Origin of the sequence: Paenibacillus sp. FSL H8-0260 (assembly GCF_045040625.1) — a bacterium.
GTDB classification, from domain to species: domain Bacteria; phylum Bacillota; class Bacilli; order Paenibacillales; family Paenibacillaceae; genus Paenibacillus_AQ; species Paenibacillus_AQ odorifer.
Genome location: NZ_CP150298.1, coordinates 4,596,102 through 4,622,246 on the forward strand (window position 1 = coordinate 4,596,102; position 26,145 = coordinate 4,622,246).

At 44.3% G+C, this 26,145-nt stretch carries 21 protein-coding genes; 5 read left to right on the forward strand and 16 right to left on the reverse strand.

Annotated features, from left to right (window positions below; genetic code table 11):
• Positions 1–22 precede the first annotated feature (22 nt).
• Together MHI51_RS20485 and MHI51_RS20490 are read left to right on the forward strand one after the other, a co-directional pair.
• Complete coding sequence (locus MHI51_RS20485; protein ID WP_036685776.1) at positions 23–292, forward strand: ACT domain-containing protein; 270 nt, start codon at positions 23–25, stop codon at positions 290–292.
• A 14-nt stretch (positions 293–306) separates the two neighbouring features.
• Positions 307–1,665, forward strand: coding sequence for a PFL family protein (locus MHI51_RS20490; protein WP_036685774.1), 1,359 nt, complete (start codon positions 307–309; stop codon positions 1,663–1,665).
• Positions 1,666–1,754: 89 nt separating this feature from the next.
• Here the strand turns inward: MHI51_RS20490 and MHI51_RS20495 are convergent, their stop codons facing one another.
• Positions 1,755–2,165, reverse strand: coding sequence for a hypothetical protein (locus tag MHI51_RS20495; RefSeq protein ID WP_248548519.1), 411 nt, complete (start codon positions 2,163–2,165; stop codon positions 1,755–1,757).
• A gap of 207 nt (positions 2,166–2,372) precedes the next feature.
• On the opposite strand from MHI51_RS20495, the gene MHI51_RS20500 reads away from it, so the two are divergent.
• On the forward strand, positions 2,373–3,410 hold the full coding sequence (locus MHI51_RS20500; RefSeq protein ID WP_076276067.1) for a glycosyltransferase: 1,038 nt from the start codon (positions 2,373–2,375) through the stop codon (positions 3,408–3,410).
• A gap of 13 nt (positions 3,411–3,423) precedes the next feature.
• Positions 3,424–4,491 carry a glycoside hydrolase family 99-like domain-containing protein gene (locus MHI51_RS20505; protein WP_405173228.1) on the forward strand — a complete coding sequence of 356 codons (1,068 nt, stop codon included), beginning with the start codon at positions 3,424–3,426 and terminating at the stop codon, positions 4,489–4,491.
• A gap of 33 nt (positions 4,492–4,524) precedes the next feature.
• On the opposite strand, the gene MHI51_RS20510 is transcribed toward MHI51_RS20505, so the two are convergent.
• Positions 4,525–5,985 (reverse strand): MFS transporter, encoded by a 1,461-nt coding sequence (locus MHI51_RS20510; RefSeq protein WP_076187490.1) that lies wholly within the window; start codon positions 5,983–5,985, stop codon positions 4,525–4,527.
• A gap of 164 nt (positions 5,986–6,149) precedes the next feature.
• Here MHI51_RS20510 and MHI51_RS20515 point away from each other — a divergent pair, with 164 nt between their 5' ends.
• Positions 6,150–6,569 carry a MarR family winged helix-turn-helix transcriptional regulator gene (locus MHI51_RS20515; protein WP_076130769.1) on the forward strand — a complete coding sequence of 140 codons (420 nt, stop codon included), beginning with the start codon at positions 6,150–6,152 and terminating at the stop codon, positions 6,567–6,569.
• Positions 6,570–6,622: 53 nt separating this feature from the next.
• Here MHI51_RS20515 and MHI51_RS20520 read toward each other — a convergent pair whose 3' ends face one another.
• The 14 genes from MHI51_RS20520 to MHI51_RS20585 form a co-directional block, all read right to left on the reverse strand.
• Complete coding sequence (locus tag MHI51_RS20520) at positions 6,623–8,290, reverse strand: extracellular solute-binding protein (RefSeq protein WP_405173229.1); 1,668 nt, start codon at positions 8,288–8,290, stop codon at positions 6,623–6,625.
• Positions 8,287–9,693 carry a response regulator gene (locus MHI51_RS20525; RefSeq protein ID WP_076219822.1) on the reverse strand — a complete coding sequence of 469 codons (1,407 nt, stop codon included), beginning with the start codon at positions 9,691–9,693 and terminating at the stop codon, positions 8,287–8,289. Before MHI51_RS20525 ends, MHI51_RS20520 begins: the two co-directional genes overlap by 4 nt.
• A complete protein-coding gene (locus MHI51_RS20530; protein WP_076276063.1) occupies positions 9,686–11,431 on the reverse strand; it encodes a sensor histidine kinase in 1,746 nt (581 codons plus the stop codon). The genes MHI51_RS20525 and MHI51_RS20530 overlap by 8 nt, the downstream gene beginning before the upstream one ends.
• A 134-nt stretch (positions 11,432–11,565) precedes the next feature.
• Positions 11,566–13,401: an extracellular solute-binding protein gene (locus MHI51_RS20535; RefSeq protein WP_076219824.1), complete on the reverse strand. Its 1,836-nt coding sequence runs from the start codon at positions 13,399–13,401 to the stop codon at positions 11,566–11,568.
• A gap of 91 nt (positions 13,402–13,492) precedes the next feature.
• Positions 13,493–14,389 carry a carbohydrate ABC transporter permease gene (locus MHI51_RS20540; RefSeq protein WP_036685756.1) on the reverse strand — a complete coding sequence of 299 codons (897 nt, stop codon included), beginning with the start codon at positions 14,387–14,389 and terminating at the stop codon, positions 13,493–13,495.
• Between the two features lie 17 nt (positions 14,390–14,406).
• Positions 14,407–15,366, reverse strand: coding sequence for a sugar ABC transporter permease (locus MHI51_RS20545; RefSeq protein WP_076130774.1), 960 nt, complete (start codon positions 15,364–15,366; stop codon positions 14,407–14,409).
• A gap of 1,978 nt (positions 15,367–17,344) precedes the next feature.
• Positions 17,345–18,889, reverse strand: a complete 1,545-nt coding sequence (locus MHI51_RS20550) for a DHA2 family efflux MFS transporter permease subunit (protein WP_405173230.1) — start codon at positions 18,887–18,889, stop codon at positions 17,345–17,347.
• 40 nt (positions 18,890–18,929) lie between these two features.
• Positions 18,930–19,601: a hypothetical protein gene (locus MHI51_RS20555; protein ID WP_405173231.1), complete on the reverse strand. Its 672-nt coding sequence runs from the start codon at positions 19,599–19,601 to the stop codon at positions 18,930–18,932.
• Positions 19,594–20,280, reverse strand: a complete 687-nt coding sequence (locus MHI51_RS20560) for a hypothetical protein (protein ID WP_076130804.1) — start codon at positions 20,278–20,280, stop codon at positions 19,594–19,596. The genes MHI51_RS20555 and MHI51_RS20560 overlap by 8 nt, the downstream gene beginning before the upstream one ends.
• A gap of 12 nt (positions 20,281–20,292) precedes the next feature.
• Positions 20,293–20,937 carry a YhbD family protein gene (locus MHI51_RS20565; protein ID WP_076187585.1) on the reverse strand — a complete coding sequence of 215 codons (645 nt, stop codon included), beginning with the start codon at positions 20,935–20,937 and terminating at the stop codon, positions 20,293–20,295.
• Between the two features lie 266 nt (positions 20,938–21,203).
• Complete coding sequence (locus MHI51_RS20570; RefSeq protein WP_179089376.1) at positions 21,204–23,051, reverse strand: fibronectin type III domain-containing protein; 1,848 nt, start codon at positions 23,049–23,051, stop codon at positions 21,204–21,206.
• Positions 23,052–23,375: 324 nt separating this feature from the next.
• On the reverse strand, positions 23,376–23,984 hold the full coding sequence (locus MHI51_RS20575) for a 50S ribosomal protein L25 (RefSeq protein WP_076130800.1): 609 nt from the start codon (positions 23,982–23,984) through the stop codon (positions 23,376–23,378).
• A gap of 210 nt (positions 23,985–24,194) precedes the next feature.
• On the reverse strand, positions 24,195–25,160 hold the full coding sequence (locus MHI51_RS20580) for an ABC transporter ATP-binding protein (RefSeq protein ID WP_036685744.1): 966 nt from the start codon (positions 25,158–25,160) through the stop codon (positions 24,195–24,197).
• On the reverse strand, positions 25,153–26,136 hold the full coding sequence (locus MHI51_RS20585; protein ID WP_405173232.1) for an ABC transporter ATP-binding protein: 984 nt from the start codon (positions 26,134–26,136) through the stop codon (positions 25,153–25,155). Before MHI51_RS20585 ends, MHI51_RS20580 begins: the two co-directional genes overlap by 8 nt.
• Between the last annotated feature and the right edge of the window lie 9 nt (positions 26,137–26,145).

Here is a 26,145-nt window from a genome sequence, read left to right on the forward strand (position 1 = left end):
AATACAAAGGGAGGCTGTATTCATGAAGGGGATTATTACTGTATTAGGAAAAGATAAAGTAGGGATTATCGCAAAAGTATGTACATATCTAGCCGAACACAATTTGAACATTCTGGATATTTCGCAAACGATTGTTCAAGATTATTTTAACATGATGATGATTGTAGACATTTCTAGCTCAACTAAAGCTTTTGAGAATATTGTAGAGGAATTACATTTGCTTGGCGAATCGATTGGCGTGGAAATCAAGCTTCAGCATGAGGATATTTTTAATATTATGCACCGAATCTAGGAGGATGGCTGACCATGATATCACTAGTGGAAGTACAAGAAACGAATAAGATGATTCGTGAAATGAATCTGGATGTGCGTACCATAACGATGGGGATCAGCCTCATGGATTGTGCCCACACGGATATGCGCACCTTTAATCAAAATGTATATGACAAAATCACCAGATCCGCTGAAAAGCTCGTAAAGACGGGTGAAGATCTGGAAAGACAATTTGGGGTTCCTATCGTTAACAAACGGATTTCTGTCACACCCATCGCTATTGCCGCTGGTGCGGTGAAGACAGATACCTATGTACCTGTTGCTGAAATCCTGGACAAGGCTGCAAAAGAGGTAGGCGTTAACTTTATCGGCGGCTTCTCTGCACTTGTACAAAAAGGCTGCACCAAAGGCGATCGTATTCTGATCGACAGTATTCCAGAAGCATTGGCAGTCACTGAAAGAGTCTGCTCCTCGGTCAATGTCGGTTCCTCCAGAAGTGGAATCAACATGGATGCTGTGAAATTAATGGGTGATATCATTATCCAAACTGCGGAACGCACCAAGGATCGGGATTCCATCGGCTGCGCCAAGCTGGTAGTCTTCTGTAATGCCGTTGAGGACAACCCTTTTATGGCCGGAGCATTTCACGGGGTTGGAGAGCGGGAATGTGTCATCAACGTTGGCGTCAGCGGTCCTGGTGTCATCAAACGTGCGCTTGAAGAGGTTCGAGGACAGGATTTTGAAACCTTATGTGAAACCATTAAACGGACAGCCTTCAAAGTCACACGTGTCGGTCAGCTAGTTGCTCAAGAGGCTTCCAAACGGATGAATGTTCCTTTTGGGATTATCGATCTATCCTTAGCTCCTACTCCAGAAATCGGAGATTCCATTGCCGAAATCTTTCAAGTCATGGGTCTGGAGGAAGCTGGGGCTCCGGGAACAACCGCTGCTCTGGCGATCCTAAATGACAATGTTAAAAAAGGTGGCGTAATGGCCTCCTCCTATGTAGGTGGACTTAGTGGAGCCTTTATTCCAGTCAGTGAAGATCACGGCATGATTCAAGCGGTTCAGCGGGGTGCCCTTACACTAGAGAAGCTGGAAGCTATGACCTGTGTGTGTTCCGTGGGACTGGATATGATCGCTATCCCCGGAAGCACCACCAAGGAGACCATTTCCGGCATCATCGCGGATGAAGCTGCAATCGGCATGGTGAATAACAAAACCACTGCGGTTCGCGTGATTCCAGTAATCGGCAAGGACGTTGGTGAAATGGTCGAATTTGGCGGCCTGCTCGGATATGCACCAGTTATGGCAGTGAATGGCTTCAACTGCGCGAATTTCGTTAATCGTGGCGGACGAATCCCTGCACCAATTCATAGCTTTAAGAATTAATAGAAACCTCTAACAGCAAGTCCCTATTTGTACTTAGGAGACTTGCTGTTTTTTTATATTTTAGAGCTGAGAATATTAGTTTATCTTGATTAAGCCCGTTGAATGCCGATATTAGGCGTTCCGCCAGTCAAATCGATAAATAATACATAATCATTTCCATCTGTGCCCTTCAGCACGAGACCCGTCTGACCTACAGCACCTACAGAAAAGTATCGAACCTGTTGCAGGCTGGTAGGAGCGCCTGGTGGCAATGTTGCTTGGTTCGTAGCGATCAACCGGGTTGCAGCTCTGATGGTGCCTGCCCCGCTAATTTCACCGGTAACCCCCAGATGACCGAGTATGGATTCACTGCCGTTCACATTTAGGCTTCCCATTATAGTCTGACTACCATTCAAATGCAGATTCGAATCGATAGTCTCATTTCCATTAACGTGCAGATCATTTTGAATGGTCTGACTTCCTGTAACTAGAACGCTATCGAAGGTTGGCAAGGCGATCATCCCTTTCAGGTTTTATAGTACATCTTATGTTAAACAAGCCAGCCCTGTCATAGATAGATATACAGCTTTCACTAAATCCGCTTTTTATCTTCGAGACTCTGATTAATGGTCTTATACCTAAAGTCAAAATAACCCCCTACACATATAATGATTAGCAAGACTCGGTGCTAGAGCGGACGACTGGCTCCACAGAACACAGGAGGAATTATGAAGAAGACAGCTAATAGGCTCACTCCTGAAAGGCCTTCAAGTCACGAAGTCACCATCAGCCAAGTTAATCCATCGCAACACCATAACCTCATCCTAGAGATGAACTCTTATAGAGCAGAGCCTTTGCAACGGGAACTCAAACAATTAAGAATATTGCTGCTGGTTCCTACAGAGGCAAGCGGTAAAATGCCTAATGTACGACTTTTTAAAGATCAACTAAGGCATCTGGTCAAAGAAGTACTTGCTATTAAATTCCAGCATAATCTGGAGGAATATTTAGCCCATTTTCAACCTGATCTAATATTAGCTCTAGGATCGGAGACCCTATTTCCGGAGGAGAACCTCCCTGCTCTGAAAGCTTCCAATGTTCCCAAAGCGGTATGGATGGCAGATGCCGCTTGTCTTACTCCAACAGAACGTAATCTGGCATTGTTATTCGATTATATTTTCACACAGAACATAGCTAATCTGATCTATTACCAGGGTTTATGGGGCAAACACTCCAGCTATCTCCCATATGCTGCGGATACGGATCTCTATTATCCAAGACGTGTGGAGGACTGTTATCAGAGTGATGTACTCATTCTTGGCGATTTTCAAATCGATAGTGTGCTTTACACATTGGCATATTCAGACCTACTTCAAGGCCTTAAGGTAATGATCGCCGGGCGTGGTTGGGAACCCCCCAGAAATTTCATTGATATCACCCATAGTGAAGATATGTCCAGCTATTATAATGGAGCAAAAATCGTCATCAATTGCACTGGTTCTGTGCAGCAGATTATGGAGGTCACCGCTTGCGGTGTATTTCAGTTAGTGGAGGATCATCCCCATCTTCATAATTACCGAATTGCAGAAGAAGATCTCATTCGTTTCCAGAACTTCAAAGAGCTCTCCGATAGCTTTAAGCACTATTTTTCACATAGTGAAGAAAGAAGAATTTCTGCCTCTCGTGCCCTAAAGGAACTTAAATATAACCATTCTTATATCCAGCAAGGAAAGTTACTGCTGAGAAAAATATTCAAGGAACCATAGGGGGTGACCTGACTTGAAATGCATTGCTTTTGTATTGCCTCAGTTTCATCAGATCTCTGAGAACGATTCCTGGTGGGGTGAGGGTTTTACAGAATGGACAAATGTCAGGAAGGCTGCAGCCCTTTATCCTGAACATGATCAGCCCAAGAAGCCATTAAATAATTACTACTATGATTTAACGGATCCTAAAGTGAAACAATGGCAGGCAGAGACGGCAAGGGCTCATGGCATTTACGGTTTTTGTTATTATCACTATTGGTTTAATGGCAGGCGGCTGCTGGAACAACCGGTTCAGCAGATTCTTGCGAGCAAAGAGCCTGACTTCCCCTTTTGCCTTTCTTGGGCTAACGAACCCTGGACACGTAGCTGGGATGGTACCGAAGAGGATGTCCTGATGCCACAGGAATACGGAGAAGAACGGGATTGGCGAATGCACTTTTTTGCTTTGCTGGAAGCCTTCAAAGATGATCGTTATATCCGGGTGGAGGATAAGCCTGTCTTTATCATTTATCGGTCTGCTAGTATCCCGCACTGTGAAGAAATGCTTCAATATTGGCGCGAATTGGCTCTGCAGAACGGACTTAAAGGACTTCATCTGGTCCGGACACTGGGCGGTTTCCCCCTAAAGAAAGAGCAAGGATTCGATGCCAGTCTGGAATTTGAGCCGCATTACACATTCGCACATGGCGGGGTTAAGCATTTATGGAGCTCAAAGCAGGTGGAGGATCAGAGGCATATCGTAATTGATTATGATGAGTTATGGGAATCCATGTTGGAGCGGACACCCCATAGAGACGGAGAAATCATATATCCGGGAGCCTTTGTCAACTGGGATAACACACCACGTAAAGGCCCTGCCGGACAAAGCACCTTAGGCGCTAATCCTCAAAAATTCGGCCAATACCTTTCACGACAAATTGAGCGGGCCAAAAAAATGTTCAAAAGTGAATATATTTTTATCAACGCCTGGAATGAATGGGCTGAAGGGGCCTACCTAGAACCGGATGTACGTTATCAATATCAATACTTGCAAGCCGTTAAGAAAGCCTTACAGTTTCATCACAAAGAAGATCCTTCTTAGCCGTAGCGCCAGAAGGATCTTTTTCATTTTATGTTATCTTTCAGATGACTGCACTTTGGCGCTTCTTGCACTCACCAATCTCCAGCCAGTTAATAAAGCAGCCACTAGACATATCGATGCCGAGGTTACAAACACTACATGCATGCCCTCGATAAATAACTCTGGCCGACCAGGAACTAACCCTGTCACCCTATAGCCGGCTTTACTGCTCATCACTTGAAAAAGAATTGTAGTAGCAATTGTTATGCCGACAACCATACCAACATTACGAACTAACGAATTGACACTACCCGCAGAACCAAGCTGTGTTCTTGGTACCTTAGACATGACAAGCGAATTGTTCGGCGATTGAAATAAACCACTTCCTATCCCCAGCATAGCGATCCACACACCTACCAGCACAACAGAGCTTCCTACATGAAGCTGTGCTAATCCGAACTGCGCAATAACCATGACCACCAGCCCTGCAAAAGTCAAAAATTCCGAGCCTATTTTATCCGATAGCGCTCCACTCATTGGAGCCACGACTACCATACATATCGGCAGCAGCATTAACAAAAAGCCTGCATAGAATGGCGATAAATTAAGCATGTTCTGTGCATAAAACGGCGCGATAATATTGAAGCAGAAATTCGCTGTAAATACGAGAAAACCACATAAGATACTTAAAGAAAACAACGGATTCTTAAATAATGACAGCTGCAACAGCGGTTCTTTTCTGCGAAGCTCCGTCCATATGAAAGCAATGAAGCTGACTACAGCAACAATTATTGATGTAACAATTAAGCTGTTACCATATCCAAGCTGTTGACCTAGTAATAATCCTGCGAACAAAGTAATAATAAAGACAGCAAACAGTAAACTGCCCGGCACATCAATCGAAGATTTCACTCTCGTTAAATCCTTAGGCAATACCTTCCAGCCAAAAAATATAGCGATCAGGCCAATAGGGACGTTTACCCAAAAGATATACTCCCAGCCTAAGGTGGAAACCATAATCCCGCCTAAACTTGGACCGGCTATACTTCCCAGAGACACGAATGTACCAATGAAACCAAGGGCTTTACCACGCTCCGTGGCAGGAAAGATATCCGTAACAATTCCCTGACTGTTCGCCATGGTCATCGAAGCACCTAAGGCTTGTATTACGCGCGAAGCAATTAAGGCTGGTAAGCTTACACTAAGCCCACACAGCATAGATCCAATAACAAATACAATCGTGCCAATCTTAAAAATTCGAATCTTTCCTACGATATCTCCAAGCTTGCCGAAGAAAAGGATCGCCGCACAGATCGCCATTAAATATCCTGTTGTTACCCATTCGATTTGCGCCATGGGCAGCTTCAGTTGTTTGGATAGCTCAGGCAGAGCAATATTGACAATACTACCATCAAGGGTGGACATAAACGTAAAAATATTCAGAACAATTAAGATCATCCAGCGCTTCTTCTGAATTTCTTTATCCTCCTGATAGGTTGCACTTACAGAACTCATAACTAACACCTCATTAAATATTAATAATCACTGTTTAGTTGCGCACGCAACCAAACTCGCCATACCCAGTGTACAACAATTTAGTTGCGTGCGCAACGACTTTATTGTACACTTTATTTCAAGGCAACAAATGAGCGAACATATAACCCAAAGAGGTGTCTATATTGGCAAGAGAGCCTATCGGGAAGCTAATTTCCCATCTTCACCGTCAAAATCAAAAGAAACTGGTTAAGCAATTTGTCCCCTATGGAATCGGTAGTGGTGGACAGCATAGCTTTCTTAAATTGATTCTTTCTCGGCCAGGCATTACTCAGGATCAGTTAACTGCCGAATTGAAGTTCGATAAAGCAACTACAGCACGTTCTGTGAAGCAATTAGAGAATTCGGGATATATCGAGCGCAAAGACGATCCTAATGATCGACGCTCTCACCTTCTATATCCTACCCCGAAAGCCATTGATTTCTTCCCAGTTTTACAGTCCATCTTAGATGAATTTAATAAAAGCCTTGTGGGCCATTTAACCGATGAAGAAGTAGAGCAACTACATTTCCTGCTGCAAAAAATCAGTAAAAACGAAGAATAGAACATAAGAAAAAGGATGTCCCACAGCCATTAGGCTGTTGAGGCATCCCACGTTTACTTTTGCTTTACAAGCTCAGTAACTTCTTCCGTAATCTCTTCTCCGCCCATACTCTTCCATTTAGCTACAAACGCATCAAAATCACTAAGCGGTGAATCACCCACAATGATATTTAAGAACGTCTCATTCTCCAGATTCTGCAGTTCCGGCCATTTAGTCTTCATAAGCCGGGTGTTCCCATAAAAGACCCCACGCACTCCCTCTATAGCAGTTGAGGTTAACACAGCTACTCCGTATTTATACGCATTCGCTGCTTTCCAGCCTTCAAGATCTTTTTTGGGCTGCTCTGTTTCCGCTACCCATTGATCATAAATGAGCCGGGTATCAGAATTTAATGTATCCGGGTCTATCTTTCCGTGCAAAGCCTGCTGGATATCAGCATAATGTTTCTCAATCGCATCCCTATAATCTATCAGAAGATCGAACGGATAATAAGCACGCAGCTGAATGCCTGTCTGCGCAGAGAAATCACCCAGCTTTTTTACCTCCTCTTGATTAGGATCCTGTCTTCTTTCGAGTCTTGTAAACACGTTTAATTGCTTGATTACAGCCTCAGGATGTTCAAACCCTTTACGCACAACAAGATATCGATCTGTTACCGGCGCTAAATGAGCGACAAACTTACCGGAATCGTCAACTGGAGCTGCATATGCTCTCCATTCTGCCTTCGTATCCAAAGCCACTGCCTCTGATAAAGGATAATAAGGCATCCACCAAGGACCAAAAAACATCCCGGATTTACCTGTAATAATAGGCTCCTGAGTTTCCTTATATAGTGCAAAGTCCGGATCCAGCAACCCGCGTTTATACCAATCAGCAAGTTTAGCAAGCGCTTGTTTGGTCTCTGGTGTAATGGAGCCATACACGATATTGCCGTTGTTATCCTTAATCCAATTCGTGGGGAAAGCGTGAAATGCACTAAACACAGCATCCAGACCATTAACTAATGGTTTAGTTCCATATACGATATTTTTGTAGCCGCTTAGACCGACGGTATCTCTTTTTCCATTTCCATCAGGGTCTTTTTCAATAAAAGCTTTGGCAATTTTCTCGATGTCTTCAAAAGTTTGAGGAGGCCGCAGCTCCAGCTTCTCCAGCCAATCCTGACGTACCCAGAGCAGCACGGGAGAGTCAGCATCAATAGCTACATTCGGTAATCCATATAGTTTACCATCGCGGGAAGCGTCCTCTAATGCCTCACCCTTTGTAGAATTGTACATATCCTTGATAAGTTCAGATCCATATATTTTATAAGTCTCTGTCAAATCTTCAATCATATCATTATCAATTAATTTCTTCAGTTGATCCCGATCCACAACCATGGCATCAGGCAAATCGTTGCTATCAATGGCAAGCTGTACCTTTTGCGTAAAAGCATCCTCACCCTTCGCTTCCCAGGAGTGAACCACTTTGATATTCGTAATGCTCTCTAAATAACGGGTGATTGGATTGTTATCGTTGCTGTCACCTGTATTAAGTCGCGAGTCGGGAACCTTAAACCCTACTCGGATCACAATCGGATCCTCATATTTGCTATAAGCGATAGAAGTAGCTTCATCCCCTGCCTGAGGGCTTGCAACCGAATCTACAATACCAATATTGTCACGACATGATGTCATTCCAATGACCATAAACACTAGGAGGATAAATTTCCAAAATTTCATATTTGGTTTTTCCCCTCCGCACGGAATTCACTTGGTAATTTACCAATACGTTCTCTGAACAATCTGCTGAAATAACGATCATCCTCAAAACCGGACCGCGAAGCAATCTCACAGACGGGAAGAGTAGTCTCCAGCAGCAGTGATTTGGCGAGCTCCAGCCGCATTCCCCGTAAACATTCACCAAATGTCTCTCCGGCAAAACGAGCGAAACATTGGCTGAAATAACCACGGCTCATATTAATGACGGCTGCTACATCGCTCTGATTGATTTTGTCACCTGCATGACTCTGCATATAACGAACTGCACGAATAAGACAGGACATAACCTCTTTAGTTAATCCAAGTTCCAGCATTCTTCGTCCCACATGATCAGAAAATCGCCGCAGCCAGTTCTTCCAATGGCACCAGTTCAGATTATGGGAGATGTCCCTTTCCAGTTGAGCAGCATCTTCAGGCTTTAAAAGTAAAGAACTCCAGCTTTGTATTAGAGAGTGTGCAAACGCCAGAAACTGATCAGAACGGGGTTTCTGCTGAATTATGTTTGCTACAAATTTCTCCCACTCATTTCCATCAATTGTCCACTTCAAATTCTGTGCTTGCTCCAGCAGATTATCCGCCTCTTGTTTTGAGTAGGGAGCCGCTGGTTCCTTCTTTATGTCTTCATATTTCAATGAGGTCAAATCCTCAGGTTCAGGATGATAAAATAGAATACGGCGTAATTTCGCAGTGAGCTGTTCCTCTAATTCCTGTAACGGTTGATCTCTCAATCCACTGATTAGCGCGGTCTGCCATCGTCCGGATAGCTGGATCTTAAGCTCACGTTTGCTCTCATCTATTGAGAAACGATGTAATAAGGGCGACATCCACATCTCATGAAAAGTAATGAGCGGATTATTTTTCACGCTGGACAGCTGAAATAATTCTTCTTCATTGCATTGATGATTTAGTGGCAAATACAGCAGAGCCTTATCAGCAGCCATACGTTTACTTTCCCCACGAACCAGAGCATCCCGTGTATTGTCCTCCCATTTAATACGATCGACAAGACGTCTGATGGTTTCATCCGCATTTTCCATCTCAAGCAGTGTTTTTACAATATAGTCAACGGCTCCTAAACGCATAGCCTCCTGAACATAGTCAAATTCATGATGACAAGTAAGGACAACACAGCGAATGCCTGCGAACCGTTGTCTAACCATTTTAATAAGCTCGAAGCCTGAAATGCCTGGCATGGTCAAATCCACAAATAATAAATCTACTTCCTGCTGTTGAAGCAGCTCCAAAGCAGATTTACCATCACCTGCCTCCCCAACTATAACAATCCCTAAGGATGACCAGTCAATCAGGGAAATGAAGCCTTTTCGCACGAGTCTCTCGTCATCGACAACTACAGCCTTAATCATCGAAGTCCTCCTTACCTTTCCTCGGAATCACAATGGATACAACCGTACCTTCTCCTGGCTTACTGAACATCTCTAGCTTCATTTGTTCTCCATAATAGGTTCTAAGCATCCGGTTCACATATGAAAAACCAATTCCAAGTCCCCGTTTTTTCGCTCCATCATCAGACAACAGCTGATCTAATGTATCTGCATCCATCCCAGCGCCGTTATCTTTTACACATAACTGAACTTCTCCTTCACCATGTTTCGTTATCTCAACATCTACCTTGCCATTATCGCTTAATCCATGATAAATCGAGTTTTCAACCAGAGGCTGAAGCAAAAATCTCGGGACAGCCACAGACAATACATCCTCATCAGCTTCAACGTTAAATTCAAATTCATAATCATAACGAATACGCTGCAGCTCCATATAATTTCGAATCGCTTCAATTTCCTCGCCAATGGTAACAATGATGCTTTGCTTTCCCAGATTATAATGCAGCACCTTTACAAGAAGAGTGACCAGCTTGTCGATCTCCTTCTGGCCGTTTAGCCGGGCCATCCACTGTACCGTATTTAAGGTATTATGCAAAAAATGAGGATTGATCTGGCTGAGCAACTTCTCGATCTCAAATTGGCTTTTCTGTTTCTCATTATGGGCAACCGCAACAATCAGCTCATTCACCTGTTTTTTCATCTGCTGAAAGTTGGTAAGCACGAAATCAAATTCTTCCACATTCGTATAGGCTACCGGAGCGGTAACATTTTCCGCCATTCGGTTGATTTCAAGGTTGACCTTACGCAACGGACCATAAATTTTCCTCCAGATGATCCAAGCCAGAAACCCGGCAAAAAGAAGGGTGGAGAAGGCAAGTAAGATCATTTTATAAAACCAAGAATAAATTTCACTGTTGAATTCTGATTTTTTCACAACGGCAATAAGCTTCCAGCCCTGAGGACTCGCGTAACGAAACAGATGATATCCACTTAGCGTTTCATGGGTGAGATTGGAGTTGCTTCCCGCAGCTTTAATAATACTTAGCGGAAGTTTGCCATCGATCACTTTTGTACTATTACCTTGCTGATTGACCAGCAGATGATTTACTTTCATCCCGTAGGACTCCTGATTGAAGATTTTGCGAAACAAACTATAATTCGTCTCCAAATAAATATAAAGCTTATGCTGGCCCGGCACACGGACAATCCGCTGCTCCGAGAATACGAGATTATCACCAACAGCGTACATAGTGGGATGTGGTCCATAATAGTCAGCCCCGTTATATCGCATAAAAGACGGCAATGTACTGATATCAAAATTTCTGCGTGCGCTCATGTTGGTGAACAGAACGGGATCATCGCTGTCCGGCATAATGTAGGCTGTAAGTCCAATATAAGGGTTCGTAAAATTGACTAGATTGATCTTCTGGTTGATGGAATTCATCATTTGCGATTTGCGAAAAATTTGTTTTTCCTGAATAAATGAGGACATCTCCTGCACAATCTGACCGTCCAGAGCAAACTGTTTGGAGGCAAAATCCATATTGTCGATGGCATTCTCCAGGCTTGAGGCTTCCTGTCTCAGACTAGCGCTGATCCCGTTGCCAATTTTACCTGAAAGGATGGAGTAAATAGAGGTGTAGGTTACGAATCCTACTAAGAGAAGCGGAAGTAGTGTTCCGATTACTAGATAGATAAATAAGGTATTACGTAAGGATTTGACAGCTGGAGTATGACTCCGCAGGGGTACTCTTACCATCTGGATTATCCTCTTCTTTCTATCTGAAAGCGTTTTATATTAATGTGAGAATACCACATTTATCCTTAATTGAATAGAATAAGGCAGAACAGCCTCCACGCCGCCCCGCCTTATTTTATAGTTACTAGCCGTGTTTATTTAACGCTTTTACGGGCCTCGAACAATTCCTCAGCCTTTTTAATCGAGAAATCCATAACTTCAGAATACCCAAGACCATTTACCTTATCATGCATTTCTTTATTCAATTTATCGTATTCCGCTTGATCTTTAGCAAAGACCATTTTCCAGGAAATCTGTTGAATAACCGTACCGATTTGTTTATTCTTTTGTTCCACTGTTTTATCCATGGTTAATGGTTCTTTGCCAGTGAAGCCTTGTGGTGCTACAGCCAATAGATTGTTTTTCTCAAAATACTCCTTAGGAGTCAGAACACCCATTTTCGCTCTCCAGTCACTATCAAGCTTGGAAGGGTTACGCTCTAGGGTTGTTGTCCACAGATTATGATCGAATGGCTCACTATTCTCTGGATTCACCATCGCCGGAACCACAAACGAGAAGTTCATTTGATTGGAGCCATAGTAGTAGTCACCCCCGCCGTATTCAGCAGGAACTTGAGTATTCTGTTGATCAGTATAAGCTTTCCAACCAAAATCAGTCACTGCAGGTTTGCCGTTTGCATCAATATCCCAAGTCAGACCTTGAGGTCCGTTAGGTACTGCTGTACCACTTCCTGCAGAAATCATTGCACCTTCCGGTGTGTACATCCAGTTAATGAATTCCATAATTCTAGCAGGCTCCTTAGCTTTTGCGCCGATTGCAATAATACCGTTACCACCGTAAACATTGAACCCTGTGGAATACATCAATTCATCTTTGAACGGAACCAGCGCAAAACCTTTACCTTCGGCTGTTCTTTCTGGTGTATTGTAGTTAGCAGCTCCAAGCCATGGGAACCAAGAGAACAATAGACGACCATCTTTGTATTTCGCTACAACATCGTCAAATTTTTGCGTCATAGAGTCCGGATCAACCAGACCCATCTGGTTAGCTTCAAAATACAGTTTGAGCGATTTCATGTACCAGCTATCTTCGGATAAGAAGTCATAATACTTTTCTTCATCTGCCTTAACATACACAGCAGTATCAGGAATTTCGTCATAGCCCATCATGTTAGCGAACTGTTTAGCCAATGTCATTTTATAGTTGCCATCCCAATCAGACCACATCGAGAAAGCATAGGTTTTTTTGCCTTGTTCATTCTTAGGCTCGAGCTCTTGCATTTTTTTCAGCACAGGCAGATAATCTTCAATCTTTGTAATTTCTGGCGCTCCAATTTGTTGGTAAAGATCAAAGCGCAGGTCTGGACCCCAAGTCATATCTTTTCCTTCAGAGGGTCCGGATGGATTAGAAGCTACGCTGTTCCCCATACCAAAGACTGATGATCCACCGCCAAAAGCTACCTTAGCTTTTTCAATAGCTTTTGGAAAAGTGCTAGAAATGTCTTTTCCGTATTTGTCCAAAAGACCGTCCTGTGTCCAGTCCAAGAGCAGCTTTCCTTTGATGGCATTTGGATAGTGGTTCTTGTCGTCACCGAAAATGATGATATCTCCAAGATCTCCGGAAGCCATCATTGCAGAAATTTTGGTATCTCCACCAGTCAGGTTTGAAGCTACAATCTCCATTTCGATGTTGAACTTATCCTTGATAATTTTTGCAAACCATCCGGTTTGTGGACCGGCATAGTTAGCGGTTGTTGAGAATACAGTCAGCTTCAGCGGCTTGGAATGATCAAGCGCTCCGTCATCCGGTGCTGCTGTCTCTTCCGCCGGGGCATTCGTGGCAGCCGACGTAGGTTTCTCTGTGCTCGTGTTTTTGCCCGAGTTAGCCGTATTATTCCCCCCGCCACATGCTGCAAGAACGAAGACCAGGATTACGGATAGCATGACAAGCGATGCTCTTCTTATTCTCATTGCTTTATACCCTCCCTTTCATCTCTTCACTTATAGTTCAACTCTGCTTATAACAGAGGAAAACCCAGTTCTGGTCCAGAGCGGCCACCCATCAGCCTTTAACCGCACCGATCATAATTCCTTTGACGAAAAAGCGTTGGAAGAACGGATACACGATCAAAATCGGCAATACGACGATCATCGTTACAGTCATCCGCACAGAGGTTGGAGTCTGCATATTCGCTGCACTAGCGGCCATATCTGGCGAATTACGAATTAAGGCCGCGAGCGAGCTGGATTCGTTCAAATAACGCCATAATAAGAACTGGAGCGTAAAGTATTTCGTATCTGTCATCAGAAACGCCGTATCAATAAAGGCATTCCACTGATTCACCGCTGAGAAAATCGTAATCGTAGCCAAGATAGGTGTCGTAAGAGGAACAATGATACTCCAGAACACCCGGAAGTAACCTGCTCCATCCATTGACGCCGACTCCTCAAGTGAGGGCGGAATAGCCTCGACGAAGGTTTTGACCAAAATGATATTAAAAGGAGTAATAATGGTTGGCAAAATATAAGCCAGATAATTATTAGTCAGATGCAAGTTATGCATGGTGATATACCATGGGATCAGCCCTGCGCTGAAATACATCGTAACTACAACACTGCGGTACCAAATACTCCGGCCCCACATTTCCTTTTTGGTGAACAAGTACCCAAGAAATGCCGAAGATCCAACGGTGAGCAAAGTACCAACAACTGTTCTATAAATAGAGACTGTAGCCGCATGACCTAAACCACTGATTCTTAGAACCTTACTATAGTTATCAAAATGGATCTGCCTTGGATAAAATTTGATATACCCTGCTGCGCTAAGATCATTCGAACTGATCGTATTAATGAACAAATAGTAGAATGGATAAATGCATGACAGGGTGAACAATCCAAAGAGTGTGTAGATAATAATTTGAAAGATTAATTCTCCAGAAGTTAGTTTTTTCTTTCTCAAATGGGATCACCCCTGCCTTAAATGATAGATTCGTCACGCACCATCTTGGATAATGTGTTTGCCGCGAACAGTAGAATTACACTGACAACCGACTTCAGCATACTGACAGCTGTGGCAAACGGAAAGTTGTTAGCGAACGCAATATTGTATACATAAAGATCCAGCACTTCTATGGAATCTTTATTCATCGCATTTTGAAAGGCAAAGTACTGCTCCATCCCGTTATTGACCAGGTTACCTATGGAGAGCAGCAGTAGGACAAAGAAGGTTGGGATAAGACCCGGAATGGTAATATGCCAGATTTTACGGAACCGGCTTGCACCATCCACCTCTACGGCTTCATACAACTCCTGATCAATGCCTGCGATTGCAGCAAGATAGAGAATGGCACCCCAGCCTAACGATTTCCACCAATACCAAATGATCATCGTGACCCAAATATTTGAGCTGGAGGCTAAAAAGTTATAACCCTCATCAACGATTCCAAGCTGCACTAAAATGTGTGTGATGACCCCGTTATCAACGGAAAACAACGAGAAGGCCAATGCATATACCAGAATCCAGCTGATAAAGTTCGGAATCGTGGTTAGCGTCTGCACCATCTTGCGATACCAGCCTGACTTAATCTCGGTCAGAAAAATCGCAAAGATCACTGGAAATATTGAGGTAATTAGTCCTAGTGAACTCATGGCAAGAGTGTTCTTCAGCACGCGCACAACCTCTGCGGTCTGTGTTGGATTGGATACAATCGTCTTGAACCATTTCAACCCGACATATGGCGTGTCAGACAACGGTATTCCGGGAATGAAATCATAAAATGCATAAATCCATCCGCTGATCGGCAGATAATAGAAAATAAAGGTGACAACAAGAAACGGAAAAGCCATGAAGAACAACTTATGTTTGTTCTTCATCTTCCAGCGGGATCGATGAACCGGATCGACGCTGGGAAGTAATTCACCAGAAGGTACCCCCATGTCGGAATCTCCTATACCCAGATTTTGATTACGTTTTCATAGTATCAGAACCTTTACGTATGACGAGATAGAACACAGAACGGCCTCACTGGAGAACCGTCTGATGCTTGTGAACCAAATTCGCATATATTTCGACCATTTTCTACCTAATCGCTGTGGGTCTAGTGATGGAGAGCCTACATGCCTTTTGGCTTATAAAAAGCGGCAGGATGACAGGGAATTCCCGTCATCCTACCGCTGAAAGAGATGGTTTCCTAAGGAGCGCTTGGGAGCTATGGGCAACTAGACTCTCCTCGTTCACTACATCAACTATGGTGCGCTATGTCCTCTTCGTCCGTTACATCAACTATAGTGCGCTATGTCCTCTTCGTCCGTTACATCAACTATGGTGCGCTATGTCCTCTTCGTCCGTTACATCAACTATGGTGCGCTATGTCCTCTTCGTCCGTTATGGTTTTTCACACTTCATAGTTTTGGCATAGGACCCAGGTGCACTTATTTCCGGGTTTCAACACATTCCCTCATGCTATCGGACTCAGGTGCAGCTATCCACACAAATATAGCCCAAATACGAGCATATGCATGCCGATAAGAGCTATACAGTCCGAAACTACGGCAAAGTAACTCAAAAATCACCAATAGCGACTCTACGGTCCGCAACACACTTCATGCAGCGAAATCAGGCACTCTTCTCTCGAGAATTCATCGCATTCCCTCATACTGTCTGACTCATTCTTGGATTCATCGCATTTGCTCATGCTGTCGGACCCATTCTTGGATCCATCACATTTGCTCACGCTATCGGACTCAGGTGCACTTATTTCCGGAATTCAACACTTTTTCTCGTGCTGTCGGACTCAGGTGCAGCTATTCACACAAATATAGTCCAACTGCGAGCAAATCCGTGGCAATAAGAGCTATACAGTCCGAAACTACGGCAAAGTAGCTCAGAAATCAGCAATAGCGACTATACGGTCCGCAACACACTTCATGCAGCAAAATCAGGCACTCTTCTCTCGAGAATTCATCGCATTTGCTAATACTGTCTGACTCATTCTTCGATTCATCGCATTTGCTCATGCTATCGGACCCAGATGCACTTATTTCCGGAATTCAGCGCTTTTCCTCGTGCTATCGGACTCAGGCGCAGCTATTCACACAAATATAGCCCAAATACGAGCATATGAATGCCGATAAGAGCTATACAGTCCGAAACTACGGCAAAGTAGCTCAAAAATCAGCAATAGCGACTATACGGTCCGCAACACTCCACCCATCATTCTTAGGCACACTTCTATCGAGAATACATCGCATTTCCTCATACTGTCGGACCCAGGTGCGCTTATTTCCGGGTTTCAACACATTTTCTCGTGCTATCGGACTCAGGTGCAGCTATCCACACAAATATAGTCCAAATATGAGCAAATTCATGCCGATAAGAGCTATACAGTCCGAAACTACGGCAAAGTAGCTCAAAAATCAGCAATAGCGACTATACAGTCCGCAACACTCCATGCATCATTCTTAGGCGCACTTCTATCTAGAATCCATCACATTTGCTCATGTTATCGGACTCATTCTTGGGTTCATCGCATTTGCTCATGCTAGAGGACTCAGTTGCACTTATTTCCGGAATTCAGCGCACTCCCTCATGCAGTCTGACTCATTCTTGAATTCATCGCATTCCCTCCTGCTAGCGGACTCATTCTTGGGTTCATCGCATTCCCTCCTGCTATCGGACTCAGATGCTCTTATTTCCAGAATTCATCGCATTTACTCAACCTTCGAACTCAGCTCCTTTACTTCGAGGGTTCATGCTCATTTGTACTCCCAACCACACATAAAAAAGCAGCCTCTCAAATGAGAAGCTGCTCCATCACTTTACAACCCTAGTTTGTTTACAACCAATTCACTGCATTCCGCATAATGCGCACTACATTCCGCTCTTCATTCGAATGCCCGCGCCTTTCGCCACAGCCTAATGCCCAGGCGTCTGAACTTTCCCCTCCGCGGAGGCATCCAGTTTCTGGCGCCCCATAAAAAAGGAGGCCAGCAAAGCTAACGCAGCAGGAATAACCGCCCAAGCGAAGGTGTTCGCAATGGAAGAGGAAAGTCCCTCCGTAATTTTGCTCAAAATTTCCGGTGGAATCAGTGCTCTAGTCTCAGGCGACAGCAGAGAATGCGGATCTTTAAAATCCATAGCCCCAGCAGCCCCCGCAGAAGCAGCTCCTCCATTTGCTGTGAGCAACTTAGTTAGACTGCCCGAGAAATAATGGCTTTGAATAATGCCAAATGTGGTTATTCCGATGGTCATGCCAAGCGAACGAATGAAATTCAGTGTTGCGCTGGCAGAGCCGCGTTGCTGCGCAGTCAGACCATGAATAGCTGCTGTGCTTAACACAGAGAAGGAAGCGCCAATGCCTAATCCGATTAAAATCATATACAAGGTAACCAAGAGACGTGAAGCTTCCGGAGTAAGCGTTGCTACCAGCCCTGTGCCGATCACCAAAAGTACAAACGTAGGAATCAGCAGATTGCGGTAACTGGTTTTTGCCATCAGGAATCCTCCCGTTGTGGCGGTAATTACTGAGCCTACCATCATCGGCAGCAGGACAAGTCCTGAATTGGTAGCCGAACCCCCTAATACACCTTGGATAAAGATCGGGATATATACGGAAGCCACGATAAATGCAGCACCACTAAATAGCGCGCACAGAATGCTGACGGCGTACAGTCTTTTTTTGAATAACGCAAAGGAAATGATCGGCTCTTTCGCTCTCGTCTCTACAAAAAGGAACACTGCCGCCAATATAGCAAAAGCTGCAAATAAGCCGAGGATCATCGATGAGCCCCAAGCGTACTCTTTTCCACCCAGCTCCAACGCAAACATTAAGCAGATGACAGAGCCCAGCAGTGTGCCCGCACCCAGCCAATCAATAGGTTGTTTGGAATGCTCATGTGACTCTTTATAAAAGAAAACGACCATCACAAAAGCCAACAGTCCAAGCGGTAAGTTAATATAAAATATCCACTGCCAAGCAATATGATCGGTGATATACGCGCCTAGCAATGGACCAAAAATACTCGATAATCCAAATACCGCACCAAATGCACCGCCCAGCTTGCCCCGTGTCTCCAGCGGTACGGCGTCGAACATTATGGCAAAAGCAATCGGCACTAGCGCGCCGCCTCCAATTCCCTGAATCGCCCGATAAGCAGCCAACTGAGTAATCGTATCTGCCGTCCCGCAAAGCGCTGAACCCGCCATAAATACAATAATCCCAAAAACAAAAAACTTTTTACGCCCATACATATCAGACAGCTTGCCAAAGATAGGCATCCCCGCCATCTCAGCTACGAGATAAGCTGATGTTACCCAGACAAATTTGTCCATACCGCCTAGTTCTCCAACAATATTTCCCATTGCTGTAGCAACGATGGTGCTGTCCATGGAGGCCATCAGTATTCCTAACAGCAGACCTGCGATTACAATGCCCAGATTGGGCGCTTTGGCAGCACTCATTTATTCCACTCCCCATTGTCAAAAGATCTATAACTATGTGTTACAGCTTTACTTGATGCCTCACTATTGCATTCTTGTGAATCTCCAAAGCACTACGGTATTCCACAGTATCAATCTCACAGTCCACACCGATGATTACCCGATCTCCTCTGACAATATTTGCTTTTGTATTATTCAGCTCTATCGTATCGCCTTCAATGAGCCCAGCCTCAAAAAGCACTTTAGGATTCTGCTTCATCAAATGCAGGAATTTTCCGGTCTTGCTTTTTTTGATCGTTAAAGCACTTCCTCCAACCTCTTTCGCTCTACTTAGACCATATAAATTGATCTCCAGTTGCTCCGCACTTAGCAGTCCTGCCACATTGAGAGCCCCCGAAATACGCAGATGTTCACCTTCACAATCACCATTAACCTCCAAATTACCGTTAAGATGAATATCGTCGATTTTTACGGAGGCTGCTTTAATTTCCCCCTGACCCCGCAAGGAATACCCTTCAAGATTACCCATAAGTGTCATCTCACCGGTTATTTTCATTTTGGTCATTAACAGGTTTCCATCTACCCTTGCATTTCCAGTCAGGCTCAACTTCTCACAATCTACATCCCCTGCAAAATGACCTTCCCCAGTAACCTTAATATCCCGAAAAAAGCCTCCCGCTGAGGTCGTTGTGCCCATTATTTTCAAATTACTCCGAATTGTTTCTTCAGTCACCGATCTTCTCCACCTTTCCAACCTTTGCTTCAGGATGTACTGTGATCTGATCACGATACTCTATCCGCTCAACAGTACAGCCTGGACCTACAATCACAATATTGCCCCTGATAACATCAGCCGTTGTATATTCCAAATCAATAAAATCTCCTTCAATAGTCCGAGCCCGCAGCTCCGATCTTAATTTAGGGATGATTCCACTTAACATTTTGCTCCAGACTCCACTATTCGTTTGCCGGATCACTAGACTCTCCACACCAATTTCATGCGCCTTTCCCTGCCCTTGCAGTTTGAAGTCTACATGTCCTGCACTAAGTAAACCTCCGACACTAAAGCTTCCTTCCCCCGCAAAATCCTCAAGCTCACAATCACCCTTGATATTCAGCATTCCATGAAGTGTGCAGCTTTCTCCCCGAATGCTCTCCCCGACAGTAATCATTCCGTCCACTTTTAGGGAGTTAAAACGCAAATGGCCCAGCACTTTCATCGTTCCATTGCATTCCGCTTCTTCCGCCGAGAGATCATTCTTCAAATTCATATGCCCGTTTCCTTTAAAAATTCGCGTCACGATGGGTCCCGTTACTTTGCCTACACCATCGATTCGCACGCTGTTATAAGTACCTCCTGCCCCCCCGCTGACTCCGTTTATAATCAGATCCGGCAGCTCTCGTTTGTCCATTACACTAACCCCCTATTCAACAAGCTTAAAAGCAAGCTTACCTTTCAATTGTTCTATTACATCAGCACTGAGTATTTTACTGACCAGCTTTACCCCTTCATCGAACCATAACTCTGCTGGTGCCTGAGCCAGAATAAAGGATGACACCCCCATTTTGCGGATAAAAAATAACTCCCAGCTGCCACTCTCAAGATTGGAGGCTTTATCCATTAAGGTTCGAAACAGCAGTTCTGCTTCCTCCATACTCATCTCCCCTGCACTAAGCAGGCGATCTACAGCCAATAAATAAGTGAGTTGATCGAAGCTATATCCATTCTTGACACCGAGCCTCTCTCCAAATTTCCCCAGCGTCATCGACGAAACAATGTTACGTTCTATAATATCCGCAGCAGATACACTTACTCTGTCAAAAGAAGCCTTATCTGATAGCTTATCAGCCATTTCATCCAAAGAAAGTCCATCTTTCATATTCACAATATTATCGATACGGGACAAAATCATGTCTTTTGGAAAAAAAGTCTCCTGTCCAGTAAACGTAGATTTACGGATAAACCATTCCTCTGGAATCAACTGCTTCCGCTTCCAGCGGTACAATTGCCCATAAGATATACCGGTTAAATCCAATAGCTGCTTCTTTGAGATCAAATCCTCTTCCATGCTTATCACTCCTTGAAGCCATCGTAACATAACACTGTTACGTTGTAAAACCAATAAATTAAACTCCCCTCATACCTACGCTAGTAACCATCGTGTCCTAACGTCTCCCCCAAAGATTTTAAAGCATACCTTAAGAGCAGACCTCCGTCTTGAGAAGGATTTAACGGTCATTCACTATTTTTTCCACAAAAAAAGACTGCCCCCGCCGCTATAAATAGCAGCATGGAACAGCCTTCTCTTAGAATGATTTTTACGATCTGCTAATCTTACTGAACAAAAGTATAATGTGCTGAATCATATTGCGGGCCGGATTTTTCGTAAGTGAACCAGTACTCAATACTGCTGCCAGCGCTTAATCCACTCACCGTCTGCTTCCATGTTCCTGAGTTATTAGTCATCCTGTAATTAAGCTGGGAACCCCCGTTAATCTTGTAATGCACATCTACATAAAGGGCACTGGTTACAGGTGTAATATAGATACTCGCCTCTGTAGCAGAAAGTCTCGTTACCCCTGCTGTAAAGTCAGCCGTCACATGATCACCGCCTCCGCTGCCTCCAGTGGGATTAGTAGTAACTGTTGCGGTATTACTAGCGGAGGATAAATTACCTGCTGCATCTGTAGCTTTTACTGTAAACGTATAGGCTGTGCTTGGAGTAAGTCCACTAACAGTAGCTGTAGTTCCCCCCACAGTGGACACCTGCTGTGTTCCACGATAAACAATATAACCTGTAACGCCAACATTATCGGTAGAAGCGGACCAGCTTAAGCTAACTCCTGTATCCGTCTTACTGGTTACCGTTAGATTAGCGGGAGCGGTTGGCGCGGTTGTATCCCCAGTATTACCACCACCCGTCAAATATTGACCTGTGAATGGATTAAACCGGTGCAGGGACATTATTAACCAACCTGTGCTGGAAACACAGTTTTGCTGCGCCATCACCCAATAACTGTTGCTGGACCCTTTCAGCGAGTAGGGAATACCCCCAAGCGAAGCACCGCTTGTGCCTTGTTTTTTAATAATCTCTGTATTAATAGCGTCTGCCTTTGAGGCATTGCCTTGCAGATAATAAGCGAGCGACATGAATGCGCTTCCTTCAAACCATACGTCAGCACCCGTATTGCCAATTTGATTTCCGTTATCGTCATACGCTGGCAATACTTCATCTGTCCAGTCAAAATCATATCCGGTGAGCGTATTCCCAGCATCATTGTAAGTAAGCGTCTGCTTGTAACGCGGATTCGCAAGTGTTCCCGGGGTGCCGGAGGCATTTTCCACATAGGTTAAGCTTGCGCCGTAGTTATGTGTTCCGGATACGCCTAAAGCTAATACTCCCCAAGGATTCACGTCTAAAGGTATTTTGGGGTCGATCAGATTTGTATCGTTTTTCCAGCCCCCCTTGAAACGTTTGACTGTGTCATCCCACACATAATTATCCAGGAAGGTTTTGACTCCAGAAGCCGCACTGTTATAAGTGGCTGCCTTTGAGGAATCCACCGAAGCATAATACTGCAATACCCGGTAAATATCGATATTGTGCTCGGTTGAGCTCCAAGGCTCATCGGAATTACTCCAACCACTCCATCCCCCTGCGATACTGCCATTAGCCTTTTTATACTGTAAACTCCAATCTAGTGCTTTGAGCGCCATTGGACGATACCGTGAATCATTATATTGCTTCTCATAAGCCATAGCAGCCATTGCCATCCATACAACGGGTCCCACATGTTTACGGATTTCTTCTCCGAAGCCGTTGTTATACCAATAAGAATTCAGCCAGAAGCCTGATGGATCTTGAATGTCCCGCATTTTGTTCAAAACCTGCTCTGCCCGCGTCCGTTCACCCTTTACAATAAAGGCGATAGCTGCAACCGCTTGATCATATGTGTATACAATCTGTTTGGGGTTGTTTGGTCCCCAGAAATCTTCAAAGCTATCTACCAGTCCCTCAAAAGCATACCCCGCTGTTGCATCCTGCTGGGCCTTCAGCCAGATTAAAGCACGATTTGAAGCGTCACTTGCAGCATCTGCATTCGCTTTTCCACCAAAGGGTAGAGCTACCCCAAGCACCAGCAAACTTGTCATTAAGATCGAAAACAGCTTCCTCATCTTCATAACTTTCCTCCTCTTAATCATGATGAACTAGGCAATAAGAGTTCTTTGAAGCATAAAAACTAAAGCGTTTTCAAACAGCAACAACAGGGACTTTTGAATATTTTACCATGGTAATTGTCCTCATTTTCAGGCTTAGAAACCCGTTCGTCAACGATTTTATGTAAATTTTTAACTAAATGAGGCGAAACAACCAAAATTTCCATTTGAGAAATCATACGAAAGACCAGCATCATTTTTATGAATTCATATTTATGAAGACAAAACAAAAAGAGCAGACAGCTCCTTTACAAGGATTCTATCTGCTCTTTACTATTTATCTCTATACTATTCTGCTTTATCTTCGCCAGCAGTTTCAGCTACAGCGGGTTCAGCAGTATCTTCTTCTGTTGGCTCTTGCGCTGCTGGAGGTGAAATACGGACAATCAATGTGTCCTCAGGCGTCAATACTTCCCAGCCTTCATGCTTCGGCAAATCAGATACCAGCAATTGATCACCAATATCTAGTCCACTGATATCCACTTCAAAGGATGCAGCTATTTTATCTGGAAGTGTGCGAATATCCAGCTCATGCAATTCAATTTGTTGCACGCCGCCGCTCTTCACACCTACTGGTTCACCTGTAAAGTGGAACGCTACTTTTGTATCCAATTTGGCCTTCATATCAATCTGCTGAAAATCAATGTGCAGCAGTTGTTTGGAAATTGGCTGACGTTGGATTTCTTGAATAACCACGTTCTTTTTGCCCGAGTCTGGCAATTCCAAAGTAAGAACAGCCCGTGGGTTGCTGGCTAAAATACCTGAAATTGTCTTAGCATCCGCTGTAAAGGACTGGCTATCTGAACCTGCACCGTACACGACTACCGGTACAAAGCCTTTTCTGCGCTGTGAAGAAGTCGAGCCGGATCTTTCTGTCAAACGTACTGTTGTATTCACGATGATTCCTCCTAAGTAGGGATTTTATACTAGACCGATTAGATATGTACGCCTAACCTAACCACTCTCTAATTACCCCATTGACCTGGCTTTGAAACCTCTCACGACTTTTGAGCCCAGGCAAAAATAAGGTCAAATTGTATTATTATACAATTCAACATTAATTATTCATGTCTTAGGAGTAAATCATTGCTATATTTGTGACAACTATTAAACTAAATGACAAGCTACAAAATGGTTACTGCCAACATCACGAAATACCGGGATTTCAGATCTGCAAACCTCTTGCGCAAAGGGACAACGGGTATGGAATTTACAGCCAGAAGGCGGGTTTACCGGACTCGGAATATCTCCCTTAAGTACAATTCTTTCCCTTTTCAGCTTTGGAATAGGAATCGGAACAGCCGACAGCAGCGCTTTGGTATACGGGTGGAGCGGATTCTTAAACAGTTCATCTCTTGAAGCCGTCTCCATCATAGAGCCCAGGTACATGACACCGATTCTTGAACACAAATGCTCCACAACACTCAAGTCATGGGAGATAAACAAATACGTTAACCCTCGACTCTGCTGGAGCTTACTGAATAAATTAATAATCTGTGCTTGGATGGAAACATCCAGTGCTGAAACTGGTTCGTCTGCAATGATCAGCTCAGGATTCAAAACAAGCGCACGGGCGATCCCGATCCGCTGCCGCTGCCCCCCGGAGAATTCATGCGGAAAGCGATCAATATGATAAGAAGATAACCCGCAAGCCGCTAGCGCTTCAAGCACCAGATCTCGCACCTCGGACCTTGAGCATAAACCATGATCCAGTAAAGCTTCACCAATGGCATCACCTATACGAACCCGTGGGTTAAGTGAGCTATAAGGATCTTGGAAGATCAACTGCATTTGGGGTCTAATATTGCGCAATTCAGCGGGCGACAGGGAGTGAATGTCTATCCCTTTGAACTTGATCTCACCTGCCGTTTTATCCGTTAGCCGTAAAATCGTCCGTCCGACTGTACTTTTGCCGCTCCCAGATTCCCCTACAAGCCCAAACGTCTCCCCAGGTTGAAGTGTGATGCTAATATCGTCAACAGCCTTTACATGCCCAACGGTTCGGTTAAGCAGCCCCTTAGTAACAGGGAAATATTTCTTTAAATGATTGACCTCAAGCAGTGCTTCAGGCATGATCAACCGCCTCCTCATACAACCAGCAAGCTACCTTTTGTCTGCTGGCCACCTCTTTAAGCTGGGGCTGCTGGCTGACACATACAGGCATGCAATGCTCACAGCGGTCATGAAAATAACAAGAGGGCACCAGCTCAAGCGGATTTGGCACTTGACCTGGTATGGAATACAGCTCATCCTGTCGCTGATTGATTACCGGCTTCGATTTGAGCAGCCCTTTTGTATAGGGATGTTTGGGGTTGTTGAACAATTCAACAACTTCACCCTCCTCCACAATCTTTCCGGAATACATAACCATCACATAATCGGCCATCTCTGCCACTACGCCAAGATCATGGGTGATTAGTAGAATGGACATGCCCGAGCTATCTTTAATTTCACGCAGCATATCCAGAATTTGCGCTTGAATCGTTACATCCAGCGCCGTAGTCGGTTCATCAGCAATCAATAGCTTTGGACTGCAGGCAATGGCAATAGCAATCATAATCCGCTGCAGCATACCTCCACTTAATTCATGCGGGTAACTATCAGCAATTTGCTCTGGTCGTGATATGCCTACCTGCTTAATCAGTTCAATCGCCCGGATACGCGCCTGTTTCTTGTTCATCTTTAGATGTACAATCAGCGGCTCCATGATTTGCTCACCGATCTTGATTACAGGATTAAGGGAGGACATGGGCTCCTGAAAGATCATCGCGATCTCATTCCCGCGGATGGTCCGCAGTGTGTTTTTGTCCATTTTCAACAAATCTTCACCCTGAAAATCAATTTTCCCTTGGGCTACCTTGCCCCCGGGTTCCTCAACAAGCCCCATGATGGACATCGCGGTCACGCTTTTGCCGCAGCCTGATTCTCCAACGATACATACCGTCTCTCCCTCGCGAACACGGAAGCTTACATCATCAACGGCTTTCACTTTTCCTTCTTCCGTGAAGAAGTATGTACTTAGACCGTCTATATTCATTAAATCACTCATCTGAGGGTC